A 16327-nucleotide genomic window follows, 5' to 3' on the forward strand; every position below is an offset into this window, starting at 1 on the left:
CGCCGCCGGCCGGGCCCGTGGTCACCCGGGGCGGCCGGGCGACGGGGGTCCCCAGTCGGCCTCCAGGGCGGTGCGCAGGGCGGTGAGGGTGTCCGCGCCGATGCGGCGGGCCAGTGCGTGTTCCAGTCGCGCCAGGAGCAGCTCGGCCTGCTGGTGGGTGCGCCTGCCCTCGGCGGTGCGCCGGATCAGCCGCTGCCGGGCGGAGCTGGGGTCGGCGACCTGTTCCAGCAGGCCGAGCCCGATCAGCCCGTGCGCCGCCTGGTGCGCGGTCTGCCGGGTGACGCCCATGCGGCGGGCGAGTTCGGCCACGGTCGTGCCCTGCTCGTCGAGCACGGCGAACAGTCCCAGCTGGGTCGGGGAGACCGGGGCCGCCCCCGCTTCGGCCAGGGCCTGGGTCAGCGCGTCCTCGAACCAGCGTCGGGCGTCGCCGAGCAGCTGGGGGAGGCTGCGGGCGCCGGAGGCGTTCATCAGGACCTCTCAGGGGTGAACGGGACCTCGTGATTGTGCCTTCCCGGGTATATTGTCAGGCAGCCTGACACACTTGTCCCCGTGAGGTGACCAGCCATGACCGTGGAGTTCGCCACCCCCTACCGTCCTGCCTCGCGCATCCCGGCCGAGCCGGGCAAGCCGTACTTCATCGAGAAGGGCGAGGGCGACCGCGCCCACCTGTTCGGCGACCTGTTCACCATCTACGCCGGCGGCGAGCAGACCGAGCACACCTTCAACTTCTTCACCTGCGAGGGCCCCAAGGGCGAGATCATCCCCGCGCACCTGCACCCGGACACCTACGAGGTCTTCTACATCACCGACGGCGCGGTGCGGCTGTTCGTCGAGGACACCAGGGGCGAGCAGTACGAGAAGCTGCTGACCAGCGGCGACTTCGGGTTCGTGCCGAAGAACTGCCCGCACGCCTACCGCATCGAGCGCCACCACAGCCGCATCGTCGGCGTCGCCGCCGGCCCCGGCGGCACGTTCGAGCGGTTCTTCGAGAACCTGGGCGCGCCCACCCAGGAGCACGGGCTGCCGCACACGCCGGTGGTGCCCGAGCCGGCCAAGTTCGGCACCGTGCCGCAGCGCTACGACGTGCGGTTCCTGCCCGACCACCAGTGGCGGATCGGATGAGCCAGGCACGGCCGCCGCTGCGCGAGCTGATCGCCGCGCCGCACCCGGAGACGGCCCCGCTGCCACCCGCCGCGCCCGCCGCGCCGGGCGTGCGCCTGCTGCGCGGCGTCCCGTACGCGGACCTGCCCGGGACCCGGCCACCCGAACTGGACCTGTGGCTGCCCGACACCCCGGCCGACGGCGGAGGGCTGCCGCTGCTGCTGCTCGTGCACGGCGGAGCCTGGCGCCGCGGCCGGCGGGACGACCTGGGCCCGCGCCTGCGCGACTGGGCGCCCGCGCCGTTCGCCCAGCTCGCCTCGGCCGGCTTTGCCGTGGCCAGCGTGGACTACCGGCTCAGCGGCGAGGCGCGCTTCCCCGCCCAGCTGGACGATCTGCGGGCCGCCCTGCACTGGCTGACCGCCCGCTCCGCCGAACTGGGCATCGACCCCGCCCGCACCGTGGTGTGGGGTGAGTCCGCCGGCGGCCACCTCGCCGCCCTGCTCGCCCTCACCCACACCGACCCGGCGCCGGTGGCGGCCGTCCTCTGGTACGCGCCCAGCGACCTGGCCACGGCCCGGCCCGGCTACGACCCGGCCGACCCGGCCACCCCGGAGGCCCTGCTGCTCGGCGCGGCCCCGGCCACCGTGCCGGACACCGCCCGCGCGGCCAGCCCGCTGGCCCGCGTCCACCCGGCCGCCCCACCGGTCCTGCTCGTCCACGGCACCGACGACAGCCTGGTGTCCTGCGCGCACAGCCAGGTGCTGGCCGAGCACCTGCGCGCGGTGGGCGCCGAGGCCGAACTCTGGCTGGTGCCCGGCGCCGACCACGCCTGGCACGGCCTGCCCGACGCGCGGGTGCGGGAGATCGTCACCCGCTCACTCGACTTCGCCCGCCGCGCGGTGGCCGGCGGCTGACCGCGCGTCCCAGGTTGACCAGCAGGTCGTGCATCCGGCGTTTCCACGCGGGGTCCACGGGGTCGAGCCGGGCCTGGTTGCCGTCCCGCAGGTCGACGCCGCACCAGATCGGCGCCCGGTCCGGCATCCGGTCCGGCATCCGGTCGGGCCAGGTCCGGTCGGGCCAGGTCCGGTCGGGCAGACCGAACGGCCGGTACCGTTGCTACTTGGCGGTTTTCCCGCCCGGCGAAGGCTTGCTGATGTCGGTCACCACCGCGGTCTCGTCGCTCGGTCCGCGCGGGTGCATCGGCGGGAAGGCGCATCAGGGCCCTCGGACCGGACACGTCGGATCGGACACGTCGGACCCGAAGCACTGGAACCCCACGCTGAGAGGCAGGCCATGACCAAGCCCCCGGAATCGGTCCGCACGTTCTGGGACGGTCCCGACCACGGCCGGCACATCCCCTTCGGCAGCACCAGCGTGCAGCACGGCGCCGCGGTGTTCGAAGGCATCCGCTGCTACGCCACGGCCAGTGGGCCCGCGCTGTTCCGCGCCGACGACCACCTGGTCCGGCTGCTGAACTCGGCCCGGCTGCTCGGGCTGGGCCACGACTACGAGCTGGCCCGGCTGCGCGCGGCGGTGGTGGACGCGGCCGCCGCCACCGGGCTGCCCGGCTGTTACGTCCGGCCGGGACTGTTCTGCCCGGACCCGCTGCTCACCATCGACCTGGGCCGGCTGCGGTTCCGGCTCGGCATCGAGATGTGGCCGATGAGCCCGACGCCGGTGCCGCCCCGACCGGTGCGGCTGACCGTGTCACCGTGGCGGCGGCCCTCGCCGCTGTCGTTCCCGCCGCGCGCCAAGGCCGTGGGCACCTACGTGACCTCGGCGGTGGCCAAGACCGCCGCGGTCGCCGCCGGGTTCGACGACGCCGTGCAGCTGGACCCGGACTCGGGCCGGGTCGCCGAGGCCACCACCACCAACATCTTCCTGGTCCGCGCCGGTGTCCTGGTCACCCCGTGGCTGACCGACAACCTGCTCGCCGGCATCACCCGCGACTCGGTGCTGGTGCTCGCGCGCGAGCTGGGCATTCCAGTGCGGGAGGGGCCGGTGGACCTCGCCGAGCTGCGCGCGGCCGACGAGGTGTTCCTGACCGGCACCGCCGGCGAACTCGCCCCGGTGAGCGTGCTGGACGAGCACGCCTACCCGGCGGCGCGGCCGGTGTTCGACGCGATCGCGGCGGCGTTCCACGCGACCGTGACCGGAGCCCGGCCCGACCACGCCGACTGGCTGACCCCGGTGCCGGCGGCACCGGCCTCGTAGCCGCGCGGACAACCGGTGGTTTCGCGGGAAAGACGTCCCTGGACCGGACTGAATTCGCCGACCGGTGAGACCCGGCCGGCGTCCACGTTCGTGGCGATGTCCGCGCTGACCAGTCCGGCGCTGCTGGTGGAGATCGAGGTGGACGCGATCCGCGCCGGCCAACTCTCCGAGATCACCCCTGTCGCGGCGGGCCGAGGATCTGTCCCCTGCCCGCCGCGGCGTTTTTCCGGCGAGTCGGGCGAATTCTTGGAAATGGTCGGATAGGCGCACCGCATACTTACTCTGGAACCGTCGCTGGTGCCTGGGTTGTTGCAGACGCGTGCGTACATGACTGCCTTGTTTGAATGTGGAGCGGACTACCTGACGCCTGATGTGCGTATCGACAACTACGTCCGCCTTCGGCTGGACCGACAGAAACGGCTCGCTGGGGCTCGACCGCTCAAACTACACGCGGTTGTCGATGAGGCGGCTAGCTGTCGAATGGCAGGCGGTCCGCACGTGATGAGGGAGCAGCTGGCGCACCTGCTCGTGATCGGTGCGCAAGAGCACATCACCTTGCAGGTGATTCCGTTCGTCGTTGGCCCGTACGGCACGATGTCCGGCGGAATCATGATCATCCGGTACCCAGACCCGGAAGATGCTCCGAATGGGTACGTAGAGCATCGTGGCGGCGGTGTCTGGTTGGAGAATGAGAAGGACGTGGAGCTTCTCACCAGCGAGTTCAACGGAGCTGCGGCGTCCGCGCTACCTCCTGCGGCAACGGCGGAGCTTATCCGTCGACGGATAGAAGAACTAGAGGGCCAATGAACGAGAATCGGTTATGGCGTAAGAGTTCGCGTACCTCTGCGGGGGCGAACAACTGTGTTGAGCTGGCTGTCGAGTTGTCGGGGATGCTGGTGCGGGACAGCAAGAAGCCGGACGGTGGGACGTTGACCTTCGGTCCGGCTGCCTTCGGCAGCTTCATGGCCGCCGTGAAGGACGGTCGGCTCGACACCCAGCGCTGAGAGCGTGCGCGGGCCCCGGGGTGAGATCACTGGTCCCCAGGGGCGCAACCCGCTCGTGGCGCCGGTTGGCCTGGCCGCGTTGATCGTCCGGTCACCAAGAAGGTTCGTACGCCGCGCACGCGGCCACACCGGCTCCGCCAGCCGACACGCCCGCGCGATGTGGCAGTGTGCCAGCATTCGAGAGCGCACGAAGATCGCGAAGTCTCACCTGATTACCAGGAGGTCCACCAAGGTGTCCGAGGCCGACAACAGGGCGTTTCTGCAGGGAGTCTTCGCCGAGACCGCGAAGGGCAACGGGCGGCCCTTCGTCGACGCTCTGGCCGACGACGTCCGCTGGACGATCATCGGGCAGACCGCGTGGTCACGCACCTACGAGGGGAAGCGTGCCGTACTGGAGGAGCTGCTCCACCCGCTCTCGGAACAGCTTGGCGGACGTAACATCGTCAGCGCCGAGCGCATCGTGGCCGATGGTGACGTGGTTGTCGTCGAGGGCCGCAACCACAGCGTCACGGCGACAGGGCGTGACTACCCGAACCGTTACTGCTGGGTTTTCGTCATGCGCGGCGGCAAGATCGCCGAGATCACCGAGTACACCGACACCCAGTTGATCGTCGAGGTCCTCGCTCCGCCTCCGGCCGCACCGTAGACACACCGCCCCAGGTGACAGAAGACCGTGCTCGCGGCCACCGCACGATCCTGGGATGCCCTGAGGAACTCCGATTGATCACGCGGTGGCCGTCGCGATGTGACTCCACCCCCAGAAGATCGCGAAGTGCCACTGGAGCACTCGGAGACGATCGTTGCGAACACCCGATACCGGGGAGCGGAGCAACCGTCAGTTGGGCGGTGAACTGTCCCGGTGCCGGGCGTTGATGGCGGCCTGAAGGCGCAGCCAGGTCGGGTCTGTTTCGGTCGCGGTGGTCACGGTTGTCCGGTCGGCCGGCTCCCAGGTCCGGGTTCCGTCGGTGAGGACGAGGTGTGCCTCGGCGTCGGCGTCGTCGGGGACCTCGGAGGTGGCGTCCAGGAAGGCGGTGACCGCGGCCCGCATCGCCTCGGCGTCCACGGCCCGGGCCGGGGTGGCGTCGGCGGGCACGGACAGCAGCACCAGATCGCCGCCGCCGGTGGCGACGACGAGGTCGCCGGTCGGCGTCGCGCTCAGCGCGGTCACCGGTGAGCCGGCCAGCACGTCGTGTTCGGTCGCCCGCTGGTTGTCGAGATCGACGGCAACCAGCATCCCGGTCGGCGTTCCGATCCAGAGCACGCCGGGTTGGGCGCCGAACGCGATGTTGTGCCGGGACCAGGCGACCAGCTGCGCACGCCACTCCTCCGGGTACGGGTAGCCGGGGTTGGGCTCGCCGAGGGTGGTCGCCAGGACGCGGTGCAGCGCGGGGAACTCGAACACCTGCAGTGAGTTCTCGTACGCGTTGCCCCGGATCGCGAGGTGACGGCCGTCCGCGCTGAAGATCGGTGTCTCGTAGCCGTCGACGTCCAGGATCAGGGCTCGGCGCAGCACCCGCAGCGAGGCGGGCGTGGTCCGGTCATCCACCCGGGCGAAGATCCCGAATGTCGCGCCCTGGTTGCTGCGCAGCGTGGCCACCAGCCCGCCAGCCGGGTGCGCCGCGACCCCGGTGTCCCACTGCGGGCCGGTACCCGCGGTTCCCGAAGCGAGGTCGAGGACGTCGGAGAGTTCCCACGCGTTGGGGGCGTCGGTTGACGACGGCGTCGCCCACAACGCGCGGCCGTCCGGGCTGAACGCCAGATCGCGGTAGGACGCCGAGGCGGGTAGACCGTCCAGTTCGGACAGCCCGTCCGGCGTCCACCGCACCGCGCCGGCCTCGCCCGCCACCACGAGCAGCGGCTGGTCCGGATGCCATGCCAGCGCGGGAATTCGGTGCCGCCGCTCCCAGCTGGCATCCCCGTAGTCCCGCGAGTCGGCGCCAACGGTGCCGAGTTCGCGCAGTCGCCCTGCCCCGTGGTCCCAGACGTGCACGGCCGGACGTTGCGAGTCCAGCCCGGCGATCAGCGGGAGCCGCGGATGGCACACCAACCGCTCGACCGGAGATCCGCTACCGACGCGCACCCGTGCCACGGTGTCAACAACAGTCACCCCGACACCGTAGAACCGGGGTCTGACACTCAGCCCCGGTTCGGCTCAGCCCGTTGGCAGGTACTTGCCGAGCAGCAGGGCGTAACGGTCACGGGTGGACTCGGGCAGCTTGGTCAGTGGCGTGATGATCGAGGTGGCCAGGGCGTTCTGGCAGGCGCAGGCGACGTCGGTGGGCAGGGTGGTGAGCAGCGCGGTGAGGGTGGCCTTGGCGGCTTCGCCGTTGCGGTGCATCACCTCGGCCACGGCCTGCGCGGTCACGCTGTCGTGGCCGTCGTGCCAGCAGTCGTAGTCGGTCACCAGGGCCAGGCCGGCGTAGCACAGCTCGGCCTCGCGGGCCAGCCTGGCCTCGGGCACCGCGGTCATCCCGATGATGTCCAGGCCCCAACTCCGGTACAGCTCGGACTCGGCGCGGGTGGAGAACTGGGGGCCCTCGATGCAGCAGTAGGTGCCGGCGGTGTGCACCCGGGCGTTGGCGCGGGCGGCGTCGGCGAGCAGGGGGCGCAACCGGTCGCAGTAGGGCGTGGCGAACGGGACGTGCACCACCACGTCCTGGTCGAAGAAGCTGTTGCCACGCGCCTGGCTGGTGCGGTCCACGATCTGGTCGGGCACGACGAGGTCGCCAGGGGCGTAGTCCTCGCGCAGGCTGCCCACCGCGCTGATGCTGAGCACCTGCCGGACCCCCAGGCTCTTGAGTGCGTGGATGTTCGCGCGCGCCGGCAGGTGGGACGGGGAGATGCGGTGTCCCTCGCCGTGCCGGGGCAGGAAGGCCACCCGCTTCCCGGACAGCGTGCCGAGGACCACCTCGTCGCTCGGCTCGCCGTAGGGGGTGCTCACGCGCACCCGGCGGACGTCGGTCAGCCCGTCCAGCGCGTACAGCCCGCTGCCGCCGATGATCCCCACCTCGGCCTGGTCGTCGACACCGTGCACGCTCATTTCTCGCACCCTCCAGGAAATCGTGGCCCTGCGCAGGTTAGCAGCGGGCTTCCGGGTCGCGGCGTCGCAAATGCCGTGGATCGACCGCCTGGACGGCTGGCAGCGCGGTGCGCGCGTACGCGGGTACGCCCTGCTCGTGGTTGATGCCCGAAGCAGCCAATCGTGGTGGCCGACGAACCAGGCGGCAACTCGACGCGCAATCCCACTTTCCGACAGCATTCCCGCACGACCACGTCCACTGAGGATCCGTTGATGGTCCACTGAGGACAGTGCGGCGACCGGGCCGGTCACCGGGCCGGTCACCGGAGATCCCGGTGGCCGGTTCCCGGGGCACCGCGCCGCCGGGCGCGTCACCGCGCGCCGACCCGGGGTGGTCTGCCTCGGGCCGCGGGCAGGAATCATCGCTCGTGGGTGACGTTTCTTCCGGGCGGTTCGCGGCCACCGCCGTCGAGATCGGCGCGCGGTGGGACGCGGGCAGCACCAGCACACCTGATCTCCGGTTCAGGGCGCGGAACCCACAGTTCGCTGAACCAGCACGGGTTGGCCACGGACCGGTGGGGCGGATCCGGGGCCGGGGGCTGGGGCTGGGGGCTGGGGGCGGGGAATACGGTGGACACCGCGTGAGTTGCCCGGATGCGGCAGCAGTAGTCGTGTGAAGGGCTTCCCGTGCTCCGGCCGGGGGACCTGGGCGGATCTGGTCGCGCTTCCGGCGGGGGCGGTGGCCGCCGCACCGCGGGCGGTCAGCCTGGTGGAGGCCGCCACGTTGCCGCTTCCCGGGTTGACGGCCCTGCAGACACTGGACTGGCTTGCGGTGTCCGCCGGGCAGCGGCTGCTGATCGCCGGTGCCGGTGGCGCGGTCGGCGGCCTGGCGTTGCAGATCGCCCGCGCCCGCGGTGTCACGGTCGACGCGCTGGTCTCACGGGACGCGCAGGTCGCCTTCGCCCGTGACCACGGCGCCGACTTCGTCGCCACCGATCGCGACGCTGTTCCGGACCGCGGTTACGACGCGGTCTTCGACACCTTCGGGGCCTTCCTGACCGAGGCCGTGGCGGACGGCGGCCGCTACGCGTCGATCGCCACTCAAGCCGGGCCGGTCCCCGCCTGTCCGCACGTGGTGTCCGCACCACCGTCAACCAGGTGCGTGAGGACGGGGCGGGGCTGAGCGAGCTGACCGAACTCGTTGACGGCGGCGCCCTGCGGCTGCGGGTGCACGCCACCTTCGGGCTCCACGAGATCCAGGCCGCGTACGAACGCTTCCAGGCCGGGAACCTGGCCGGGAAGGTCGTGGTGACCTTCTGAGCCCCTACGCGACGTCGGGGCGTGTCATCAGCGTCGGCCACCAGGCGAACCCGTTGCGGGGTGGTGATCACGCGGAGATCGGCGACGACCCGGTTGTCCTGCCAGGCGCCGGCCGCGACGACAGGGCGGCCGAGCGGTGAACTCTCCCGCCAGTGGCCGTGGCCGATCTCGACGTTGCGCAGACGTTGGCTTTGCTGGCGCGGCCAACACCAACGCGGACTCGCCGCTGGCCCAGCGGTCAGGTGTGGTTGCGGCGTCGGCGGTGTGCTTTCTGACGGCACGCGGCGCCGCAGAACCGGGCCCGGCGGCCGGTGCGCGCCGGCTGGATCCGGGTGCCGCAGACCTCGCACCTCGGGCTTTCACCGCCGATCGGTGTTTCGTGACGCTGCGGCGGTCCGACACTAGTTTCGTTACGTTCCTGACGGGTGGTCGCCTGTTTCGTCACGGCCGCCGGAAGCGGTGTCCGACCTGGCTGGAGCACTTCGGACACGAGCGCGGTCATCCGCCCGGTGGGGCGCTCGGGATCGTGGTGGCGTTCCATCGTCACGCAGCCAGCCACGAGAGCCGCCACGTCCGCGACGTCGAGGTCGGCGCGAACCGCACCCGCGCGCTGCGCCCGGTCGAGCAGTTCGCCGAGCGCGGCGTGGAATGCCCGCTGCGCGGTGGGAGCCACGTGCAGCGGGTCGCCGCTGTCGGCCTCGAACGCCGCGCAGAGCGCCTTGTTGAACCCGATGTGCTCGACCGCCGCGGCGAAGAACGCGAAGAACGCGGTACCGGGCTCGTGGCGGGCGGACAGCCGGTCGGCCTCGGCGACGAGGTCGTCGATCCTGGCCGCCACCACGGCCTCGACCAGGGCCCGCTTGGTCGGGAAGTGGCGGTGCACCGTGCCCGCCCCGACCCCGGCGAGCCTGGCGATCTCGGCGAGTGGCACCTGCGGGCCGGCCGCGGCGAAGCAGGCCTGTGCGGCATCCAGCACCAGTTGGCGGTTGCGCAGGGCGTCCGACCGCGATGCCGTCACCGGGTCACCTCCAGACAGGGGCTTTGACAACCGGGTCGCCCGACCCGTAGCGTCGAAACGGGTTGATCGACCCGATTATAGCGGCGAACCCCGTCGAGCCCCCCGACGAACCACAGCAGGAGTCCTCGTGTCCGATGCACACCCCGACACACCCACGCCGGCCGCGCCGCGCGAGGTGGTCGAGCGTTTCCTCCGCGCCAGCGCGCGCAACGAGTGGGACGAACTCGCCGACCTGTACGCCGAGGACGCGGTCATCGAGATCGCGTTCGCACCGCCAGGCGTGCCCGCCCGCTGGACCGGCCGCGAGGTCCACCGCGCCCGGTTCAAAACCGTCAGCGACCTGTGGCGTTTCGAGAGAGCCGACTCGGTCGTGATCCACGAGACGAGCGACCCCGAGGTGGTCATCGTCGAGTGCGACCTGCACGGGCGGACGACCAGGGAAGCCCGCCCCTTCACCTTCTCCTACATCATGGTGATGCGGATCCGGGACGGCCTCATCGTCTTCTCCAAGGACTACCACGACCCCCTCGCCGGCGCGCGGGCACTCGGCACGGCAGCCGAGCCCGGTGTTGAGCAGACCTCCGCCTGACCGCTGCGGGCCCGTTCGAAGCACACCGGCGGTGTGCACGAGCGCGGTCAGCGGGTGTTCGGCCGGCACCTGGGCCAGCGCCCGGGTGCCGGCCGGTCGGCCGCGTCGCAGGCGATCAACCGGACCTCAGCGCCCAGCCCGGTCAGGTCGGCGACCAGGGCGGTGGCGCGGCGGGATTTCCCCGTCCGTGCTTGACACGCGCGGTGGTCTAGTCCACCTTGGGCAACGCAGTCCACGGCTGCACGAGTCAGGACCCGCCGGCGCATCCGCCGCAGCCGGCCGCGGCCCGCTCGTGCCCCCTCAGGCATGGAGGACGCATGACAACCCTGCGGCGGAGCATCTCATCCCTGGTCAGCGCGGCCGCCCTGGCACTGGGGCTCACCGGGTTCGCGCAGGCCACCCCGCCGGTCAACGCGGCGGCGGTCGACCCCGTGATCGCCTCGCCCTACCTCTACCTCGGCTGGGGCAGCCCGCCCAGCCCGGCCACGGTCATGTCGGCCACCGGGATCAAGGCGTTCACCATGGCCTTCATCCTGTCCGACGGCACGTGCAACCCCAAGTGGGACGGCACCAGGGCGTTGACCGGTGGCACCGACGCCGCCACCATCAACGCGATCCGCGCGGCCGGCGGCGACGTGATCGTGTCCTTCGGCGGCTGGGCCGGCAACAAGCTCGGGGAGAAGTGCGCCAGCGCCAGCGCGCTGGCCGCCGCCTACCAGAAGGTCATCGACGCCTACCAGCTCAGGGCGATCGACGTCGACATCGAGAACACCGAGTTCACCAACCCGGCCGCGCAGGACCGGGTGCTGGGCGCACTGAAGATCATCAAGCAGAACAACCCGGGCGTGCGGACCGTGCTCACCATGGGCACCACGACCAGCGGCCCGGACAGCACGGGCCAACGCCTGATCAGGCAGGGTGCCGCACTGGGCGCGAACGTGGACGTGTGGTCGATCATGCCGTTCGACTTCAGCAACGGCGGTGACATGGCCGCGCACACCACGAGCGCGGCCGAAGGCCTCAAGGCGCGGCTGAAGAGCGCGTTCGGGCTCAGCGACGACGCCGCCTACCGCAGGATGGGCATCTCGTCGATGAACGGCAACACCGACAACGCCGGCGAGGTGGTCACCCTGGCCAACTTCACCACCATCCGCGCCTACGCCCAGCAGCACCACCTGGCGCGGCTGACGTTCTGGTCGACCAACCGGGACCGCCAGTGCGGCAGCGGCACCAGCCCGGACGCGTGCAGCGGGATCACCCAGCAGAGCTGGGCGTTCACCAAGGTCAACGCGGGGTTCACCGGCTGACCCCGGTGTGGCCTGGCGAGCCCGGGCGGTCGCTCGATCGGTGCGCAGGTGGTCCCCGTACGGATGAAAGCCGGCGCCTGCTGTGGCGGACAGGCAGATTTCCCCGAGTCTGGACAGGGAGAGACCTCCACAGGAGGAATCACGAAAGGGGTGTGTGCCATGTCCGGTTGTGTTCGACGAGCAGCCTCGGTAGCCCTGATCACGATGGCCGCGATGGTCCCGTCCGTGGCCGCCGCGGCCCCCGCCCAGCCGGCCGCAGCGGACTGCCTGACCTATTTGGACGGTCTGGGCTACCCCGACGACTCCGGGGCGTACGGCCCGGCCTGCCAGCGCGGCGAGGCGGGCGAGGTGCTCGCCTGCGCGACCGACCTGGCCAAGACCGGACTGGCCGAGGAGGTCTCCGTCCGGGCGTGCATCATCGCGACCAGCGCGCGGACGGTCAGCGCCGACTGAGCCGATCCGTCCGGCGACCAGTGTGACAACCAGCCGGCCGTGGTACCCGCGTCAGCTCCGGCGCGCGCGTGCCGCGGCCGGCTGGTCCACTGTGGATGCTTGTTCGTCCACTGTGCTCAGTCGGCGATCGTCGAGCCGACGCCCGTGGTGCCCAGCGGCGGCAGCGGTTCCTCGGCCGGGCGGGCCCCGGCCAGCAGCAGGGCCAGGTACCGCTGCGGGTTCGCCCCCTCCGGCGTGTCCGGTGAGTCGGTGATCAGGGCCATCACCACCATCGCCGCGAGGTCGCGGACCACCAGGTCGGCGCGGACCTGGCCGCGCCGCTGCGCCGCGGCGAGCACTTCCCGCAGCGGCCCCATGAACCGCTCGATGGTCTCCACCGCGATCGCCCCGGTTTCCCGCGCCACGATGAGCAGCCGCCGGTGCAGCCCGAGCGTGCGCACCGTGGCCGACAGCGCCTCGGTCAGGCCCTGCCACGGGTCCGGCGCGGCGCGCGCGGCCAGCGCCAGCGGCTCGATCTCCTCGGTGACGTAGGTGTTGAACGCGGCGCGGACCAGCCCGGCGCGGTCGCCGAACTGCCGGTAGACCGTGGCGATGCCAACACCGGCCAGGTGGGCCACCTCGTCGAGTGCCACCGCGTTGCCCCGCTCGCCAAAGGCGTCGATCGCGGCACGGATGATCCGCTCGGCGTTGCGTCGCGCATCTGACCTGCGGCTTTGTCCTGGCACGCGGCGGACGCTATCAGGTCCGCGACACGTCGGGCGACCGCTGCTGGCTCCCCGCGTCGTCAGCCCGTGGGCATGCCGATCTGGTCGCGCTCCAGCGCGGTGCGCAGCAGTGCCAGGGCCTCGGCGACGGCCGCCGCTCGGGTGCGGTCGAGGGCACCTTCGATCAGTTCGGTCACCCGCTCGGTGAAGGTCCGCTCGGCGGCGTCGACCATGCGCACGCCGTCGTCGGTCAGGACCAGCAGGGACGACCGGCGGTCGGCCGGGTTCGGCTGCCGGGCGACCCAGCCGTGCCGCTCCAGCCGGTCGATCCCCTTGCTGGTCGCACCGATCCCGATCGCGAACTCGGCGGCGAGGTCGGCCACCCGGCAGCCGGGGTGCTCGCGCAGGTGACGCAGGAACTCGTACTGCGAGGTGACGATCCCGTGCCGCTCCCGCAGCCGCTCGTTGAGCGCGTTGTACAGCCGCGTCTCGCACCGGACCAGGTCGGCGAACAGCAGCCGCGGATCGGGTGCGGAACCCCGTGATATAGATGCCACGGCATATACTGTAGCGGCATACACCTTGTGAGGGAGTCGGCATGAGCAGGCAACAACGAGCGGAGATCGACGCGATGCTGCGCCAACAGTCGCAGCCCGAGAGCGCGCCAACGGTCGAGCAGCTGAGAGCGGGATTCGCGGCGATGATGGCTTCGATGGCCGTGCCGGCCGGAATCGAGACCGCGGAAGCGGTGCTCGGCTCGCGACGCGCCCTGCTGGTCCAACCGGCCGACCGGCCGCACACCGGCACGATCCTGTACTTCCACGGCGGCTCCTACGTCGTCGGTTCACCCGAGACCGCGCTGTCGCTGACCGGGAACCTGGTGACCAGGACCGGATTCCGGGCGCTGTCGCTGGACTACCGGCTCGCGCCCGAGCACCCGTTCCCGGCCGCGATCGACGACGCGGTCGCCGCCTACCGCGCGTTGCTCGACGCCGGTGCGGACCCGGCGTCGATCGCGTTCGCCGGGGACTCCGCCGGTGGCGGGCTGACCGTCACCACCTGCCTGTCGGCCCGCGCGGCTGGCCTGCCGCTCCCGGCGGCGATCGTGGCTTTCTCGCCCGGACTGGACGGCACCCGCACGGGTGAGAGCATGGACACCAAGGCGGGCATCGACCCGTACTTCACCCGCCAGAGCCTCCAAGTCACCGGTGCGATGTACCTCGCCGGCCAGGATCCGCACCAGGAGTTGATCAGCCCCGCGCTGTTCGGTGACCTGACCGGGTTTCCGCCGATGCTGCTCCAAGTGGGCACCAACGAGGTGCTGCTGGACGACTCCACGCGGCTGGCCGCCCGCGCGCGGGCGGCCGGGGTGGACGTCATCCTCGACGTCACCGCCGACGTGCCGCACGTGTTCCAGGCGTTCACCGGCGTCCTCGACGAGGCCGACCACGCGCTCGATCGCGCGGCGCTCTTCCTCGTCCAGCACGTTCGCACCGTCGGGTCACCAACTCCGTCAGCGCCGTGAAGCCCGGCTGAGGTGCGCCACCCCGACAGCACCCCGGCGGCCGGGCGGAGCACCCGAGGCCCGGCCGGGCGCCGGGGGCGTGGGCCAGGCGGCACAATGGGCCCCGCTCAGGCGGCAGACCACGCGAAGCAGACGACACGAGGGGGATGACGATGTCCCGTCCCGGTAGCTCACCCGCCCTGCCCAGCTACGCGTCCGGGGTCTCGTCGGTCCCGCTGCTCGGCGACACCATCGGTGACAACCTCGACCGCACGGTGGCCGCGCACGGGGAGCGGGACGCGCTGGTGGACCGGGCGTCGAACCGGCGCTGGACCTACCGGGAACTCGCCGAGGAGGTGGACCGGGTCGCGCTCGGCCTGCTCGACCTCGGCATCACCAAGGGGGACCGGGTCGGCGTCTGGGCACCCAACTGTCCAGAGTGGATGTTCGTGCAGTACGCCACGGCCAGGATCGGCGCGATCCTGGTGAACATCAACCCGGCCTACCGGGTGCACGAGCTGGAGTACGTGCTCAACCAGGCGGGCGTGCGCGCGCTCGTCGCCGTGCCCCAGTTCAGGACCAGCGACTACGCCGAGATGATCGAGCGGGTCCGGCCCACCTGCCCGGCACTGACCGAGGTGCTGCTGATCGGCGGCGAGCGGTGGGCGGAGCTGCGGGAGCGCGGTCGGGCGGCGGACCGGTCGAGGCTGGTCGAGATCGGCCGGACGCTGTCCGCGGACGACCCGATCAACATCCAGTACACCTCGGGCACCACGGGATTCCCCAAGGGCGCGACCCTGTCTCACCACAACATCCTCAACAACGGCTTCTTCGTCGGCGAGCTGTGCGGCTACACCGAGGCCGACCGGATCTGCATGCCCGTCCCGTTCTACCACTGCTTCGGCATGGTGATGGGCAACCTCGCGGCCACCACCCACGGCGCGTGCGTGGTGATCCCGGCACCCTCGTTCGAGCCGGGGGCCACCCTGGCGGCGGTCGCGGCCGAGCGCTGCACCGCGTTGTACGGCGTGCCAACGATGTTCATCGCGGTGCTGGCGGAACCCGCGGTCGACGAACTCGACCTGACCAGCCTGCGCACCGGGATCATGGCCGGCTCGCCCTGTCCGGTCGAGGTGATGAAGCAGGTGATCGACCGGTTGGGCATGACCGAGGTGTCCATCTGCTACGGCATGACCGAGACCTCCCCGGTGTCCACCCAGACCAGGGTGGAGGACTCGGTGGAGCGCCGGGTGTCGACGGTCGGCCGGGTGGGGCCGCACCTGGAGGTGAAGGTGGTCGACCCGGAGACCGGGTTGACCGTGCCCCGGGGCACGCCCGGTGAGCTGTGCACCCGCGGCTACTCGGTGATGCTCGGCTACTGGGACCAGCCCGACCGGACGGCCGAGGTGATCGACGCGGCGCGGTGGATGCACACCGGTGATCTGGCGGTGATGGACGAGGCCGGCTACCTGAGCATCACCGGGCGGATCAAGGACATGGTGATCCGCGGTGGGGAGAACATCTACCCCCGCGAGGTGGAGGAGTTCCTCTACACCCATCCGGACATTGTGGACGCTCAGGTGATCGGGGTGCCCGATCCGCGCTACGGCGAGGAGTTGATGGCCTGGGTGCGGTTGCGGGAGGGCGCGCCGCCGGTGGACGCCGACGCGCTGCGCGAGTTCTGCCGGGGTCGGCTGGCGCACTACAAGATCCCGCGCTACGTGCACGTGGTCGAGCAGTTCCCGATGACCGTCACCGGCAAGGTCCGCAAGGTGGAGATGCGTCGCCAGGCCCTGGACATCCTGGGCCTGGCCGGGCACGCGGAAGGCGACGACGGCGACGACGGCGACGGCGACAAAGCCTGAAAACGGCTGGGGTGGGGCGGAAAGGTGGGCTTCCCGGTGGATTCCCGCCTGGTTCCCCGGGATCGCGGCGGGAATCCTGCTGTTCCGAGGGCGCGGACCAGGGTGCGCCGGGGCGATAATTTCGGATTCCGGTGGCGGGTGCGCCGCGGTGCTCTCGCCCGGGAAGTGGCGGTCGGGTGTGCGGAAAGCGCGGCGGTAGCGGTGCTCGCAACATGAAGTCGGGATCGGC

20 protein-coding genes and 1 pseudogene are annotated in these 16327 nt (G+C 71.5%); 14 read left to right on the forward strand and 7 right to left on the reverse strand.

Annotated elements, in window-relative coordinates:
- Window positions 1-21: 21 nt before the first annotated feature.
- The gene (locus tag LX83_RS20360) at window positions 22-468 is read right to left on the reverse strand and encodes a MarR family winged helix-turn-helix transcriptional regulator (RefSeq protein ID WP_253773768.1); all 447 of its coding nucleotides are present in this window, start codon (window positions 466-468) and stop codon (window positions 22-24) included.
- Window positions 469-564: 96 nt separating this feature from the next.
- On the opposite strand from LX83_RS20360, the gene LX83_RS20365 reads away from it, so the two are divergent.
- Together LX83_RS20365 and LX83_RS20370 are read left to right on the forward strand one after the other, a co-directional pair.
- Window positions 565-1122, forward strand: coding sequence for a quercetin 2,3-dioxygenase (locus LX83_RS20365; RefSeq protein WP_253773770.1), 558 nt, complete (start codon window positions 565-567; stop codon window positions 1120-1122).
- Entirely contained in the window at window positions 1119-2015 is an 897-nt protein-coding gene (locus LX83_RS20370; protein ID WP_253773771.1) for an alpha/beta hydrolase, read from the forward strand. The genes LX83_RS20365 and LX83_RS20370 overlap by 4 nt, the downstream gene beginning before the upstream one ends.
- A 7-nt stretch (window positions 2016-2022) precedes the next feature.
- Here LX83_RS20370 and LX83_RS20375 read toward each other — a convergent pair.
- Window positions 2023-2214 (reverse strand): annotated as a pseudogene (locus LX83_RS20375) (2-isopropylmalate synthase); the annotation flags it as partial.
- 180 nt (window positions 2215-2394) lie between these two features.
- Here LX83_RS20375 and LX83_RS20380 point away from each other — a divergent pair.
- From LX83_RS20380 to LX83_RS20400, 5 genes are all read left to right on the forward strand, one after another.
- Window positions 2395-3315, forward strand: a complete 921-nt coding sequence (locus LX83_RS20380; protein WP_253773773.1) for an aminotransferase class IV — start codon at window positions 2395-2397, stop codon at window positions 3313-3315.
- A gap of 96 nt (window positions 3316-3411) precedes the next feature.
- The gene (locus LX83_RS20385; protein WP_253773775.1) at window positions 3412-3579 is read left to right on the forward strand and encodes a hypothetical protein; all 168 of its coding nucleotides are present in this window, start codon (window positions 3412-3414) and stop codon (window positions 3577-3579) included.
- Between the two features lie 9 nt (window positions 3580-3588).
- Window positions 3589-4122, forward strand: coding sequence for a DUF5753 domain-containing protein (locus LX83_RS20390; protein WP_308204018.1), 534 nt, complete (start codon window positions 3589-3591; stop codon window positions 4120-4122).
- Complete coding sequence (locus LX83_RS20395) at window positions 4119-4319, forward strand: DUF397 domain-containing protein (RefSeq protein ID WP_253773777.1); 201 nt, start codon at window positions 4119-4121, stop codon at window positions 4317-4319. The genes LX83_RS20390 and LX83_RS20395 overlap by 4 nt, the downstream gene beginning before the upstream one ends.
- Before the next feature lie 232 nt (window positions 4320-4551).
- Complete coding sequence (locus tag LX83_RS20400; RefSeq protein WP_253773779.1) at window positions 4552-4965, forward strand: nuclear transport factor 2 family protein; 414 nt, start codon at window positions 4552-4554, stop codon at window positions 4963-4965.
- Window positions 4966-5154: 189 nt separating this feature from the next.
- Here the strand turns inward: LX83_RS20400 and LX83_RS20405 are convergent, their stop codons facing one another.
- Entirely contained in the window at window positions 5155-6426 is a 1272-nt protein-coding gene (locus LX83_RS20405; protein WP_253773781.1) for a WD40 repeat domain-containing protein, read from the reverse strand.
- A gap of 45 nt (window positions 6427-6471) precedes the next feature.
- Window positions 6472-7359 carry an S-methyl-5'-thioadenosine phosphorylase gene (gene mtnP, locus LX83_RS20410; protein WP_253773783.1) on the reverse strand — a complete coding sequence of 296 codons (888 nt, stop codon included), beginning with the start codon at window positions 7357-7359 and terminating at the stop codon, window positions 6472-6474.
- Window positions 7360-8011: 652 nt separating this feature from the next.
- On the opposite strand from mtnP, the gene LX83_RS20415 reads away from it, so the two are divergent.
- Complete coding sequence (locus tag LX83_RS20415) at window positions 8012-8521, forward strand: zinc-binding dehydrogenase (protein WP_253773785.1); 510 nt, start codon at window positions 8012-8014, stop codon at window positions 8519-8521.
- Window positions 8497-8658, forward strand: a complete 162-nt coding sequence (locus LX83_RS20420; protein WP_253773787.1) for a zinc-binding dehydrogenase — start codon at window positions 8497-8499, stop codon at window positions 8656-8658. The genes LX83_RS20415 and LX83_RS20420 overlap by 25 nt, the downstream gene beginning before the upstream one ends.
- A gap of 238 nt (window positions 8659-8896) precedes the next feature.
- Here the strand turns inward: LX83_RS20420 and LX83_RS20425 are convergent, their stop codons facing one another.
- Window positions 8897-9676: a TetR/AcrR family transcriptional regulator gene (locus tag LX83_RS20425; protein ID WP_253773789.1), complete on the reverse strand. Its 780-nt coding sequence runs from the start codon at window positions 9674-9676 to the stop codon at window positions 8897-8899.
- A gap of 127 nt (window positions 9677-9803) precedes the next feature.
- On the opposite strand from LX83_RS20425, the gene LX83_RS20430 reads away from it, so the two are divergent.
- The 3 genes from LX83_RS20430 (at window position 9804) to LX83_RS20440 (ending at window position 12025) form a co-directional block, all read left to right on the forward strand.
- Window positions 9804-10265, forward strand: a complete 462-nt coding sequence (locus LX83_RS20430) for a nuclear transport factor 2 family protein (protein WP_253773791.1) — start codon at window positions 9804-9806, stop codon at window positions 10263-10265.
- Window positions 10266-10582: 317 nt separating this feature from the next.
- Window positions 10583-11572 carry a chitinase gene (locus tag LX83_RS20435; RefSeq protein WP_253773793.1) on the forward strand — a complete coding sequence of 330 codons (990 nt, stop codon included), beginning with the start codon at window positions 10583-10585 and terminating at the stop codon, window positions 11570-11572.
- Between the two features lie 213 nt (window positions 11573-11785).
- Window positions 11786-12025: a hypothetical protein gene (locus LX83_RS20440; RefSeq protein ID WP_253773795.1), complete on the forward strand. Its 240-nt coding sequence runs from the start codon at window positions 11786-11788 to the stop codon at window positions 12023-12025.
- A 116-nt stretch (window positions 12026-12141) separates the two neighbouring features.
- Here the strand turns inward: LX83_RS20440 and LX83_RS20445 are convergent, their stop codons facing one another.
- Both LX83_RS20445 and LX83_RS20450 read right to left on the reverse strand, forming a co-directional pair.
- Window positions 12142-12750 (reverse strand): TetR/AcrR family transcriptional regulator, encoded by a 609-nt coding sequence (locus tag LX83_RS20445; protein WP_253773797.1) that lies wholly within the window; start codon window positions 12748-12750, stop codon window positions 12142-12144.
- Window positions 12751-12809: 59 nt separating this feature from the next.
- Window positions 12810-13286 (reverse strand): MarR family winged helix-turn-helix transcriptional regulator, encoded by a 477-nt coding sequence (locus tag LX83_RS20450; RefSeq protein WP_253773799.1) that lies wholly within the window; start codon window positions 13284-13286, stop codon window positions 12810-12812.
- Window positions 13287-13327: 41 nt separating this feature from the next.
- On the opposite strand from LX83_RS20450, the gene LX83_RS20455 reads away from it, so the two are divergent.
- Together LX83_RS20455 and LX83_RS20460 are read left to right on the forward strand one after the other, a co-directional pair.
- Complete coding sequence (locus LX83_RS20455) at window positions 13328-14254, forward strand: alpha/beta hydrolase (protein ID WP_253773801.1); 927 nt, start codon at window positions 13328-13330, stop codon at window positions 14252-14254.
- 152 nt (window positions 14255-14406) lie between these two features.
- Complete coding sequence (locus tag LX83_RS20460) at window positions 14407-16098, forward strand: AMP-binding protein (RefSeq protein WP_253773803.1); 1692 nt, start codon at window positions 14407-14409, stop codon at window positions 16096-16098.
- Window positions 16099-16327: the final 229 nt, after the last annotated feature.

It is taken from the genome of Goodfellowiella coeruleoviolacea, from assembly GCF_024171785.1.
GTDB classification, from domain to species: domain Bacteria; phylum Actinomycetota; class Actinomycetes; order Mycobacteriales; family Pseudonocardiaceae; genus Goodfellowiella; species Goodfellowiella coeruleoviolacea.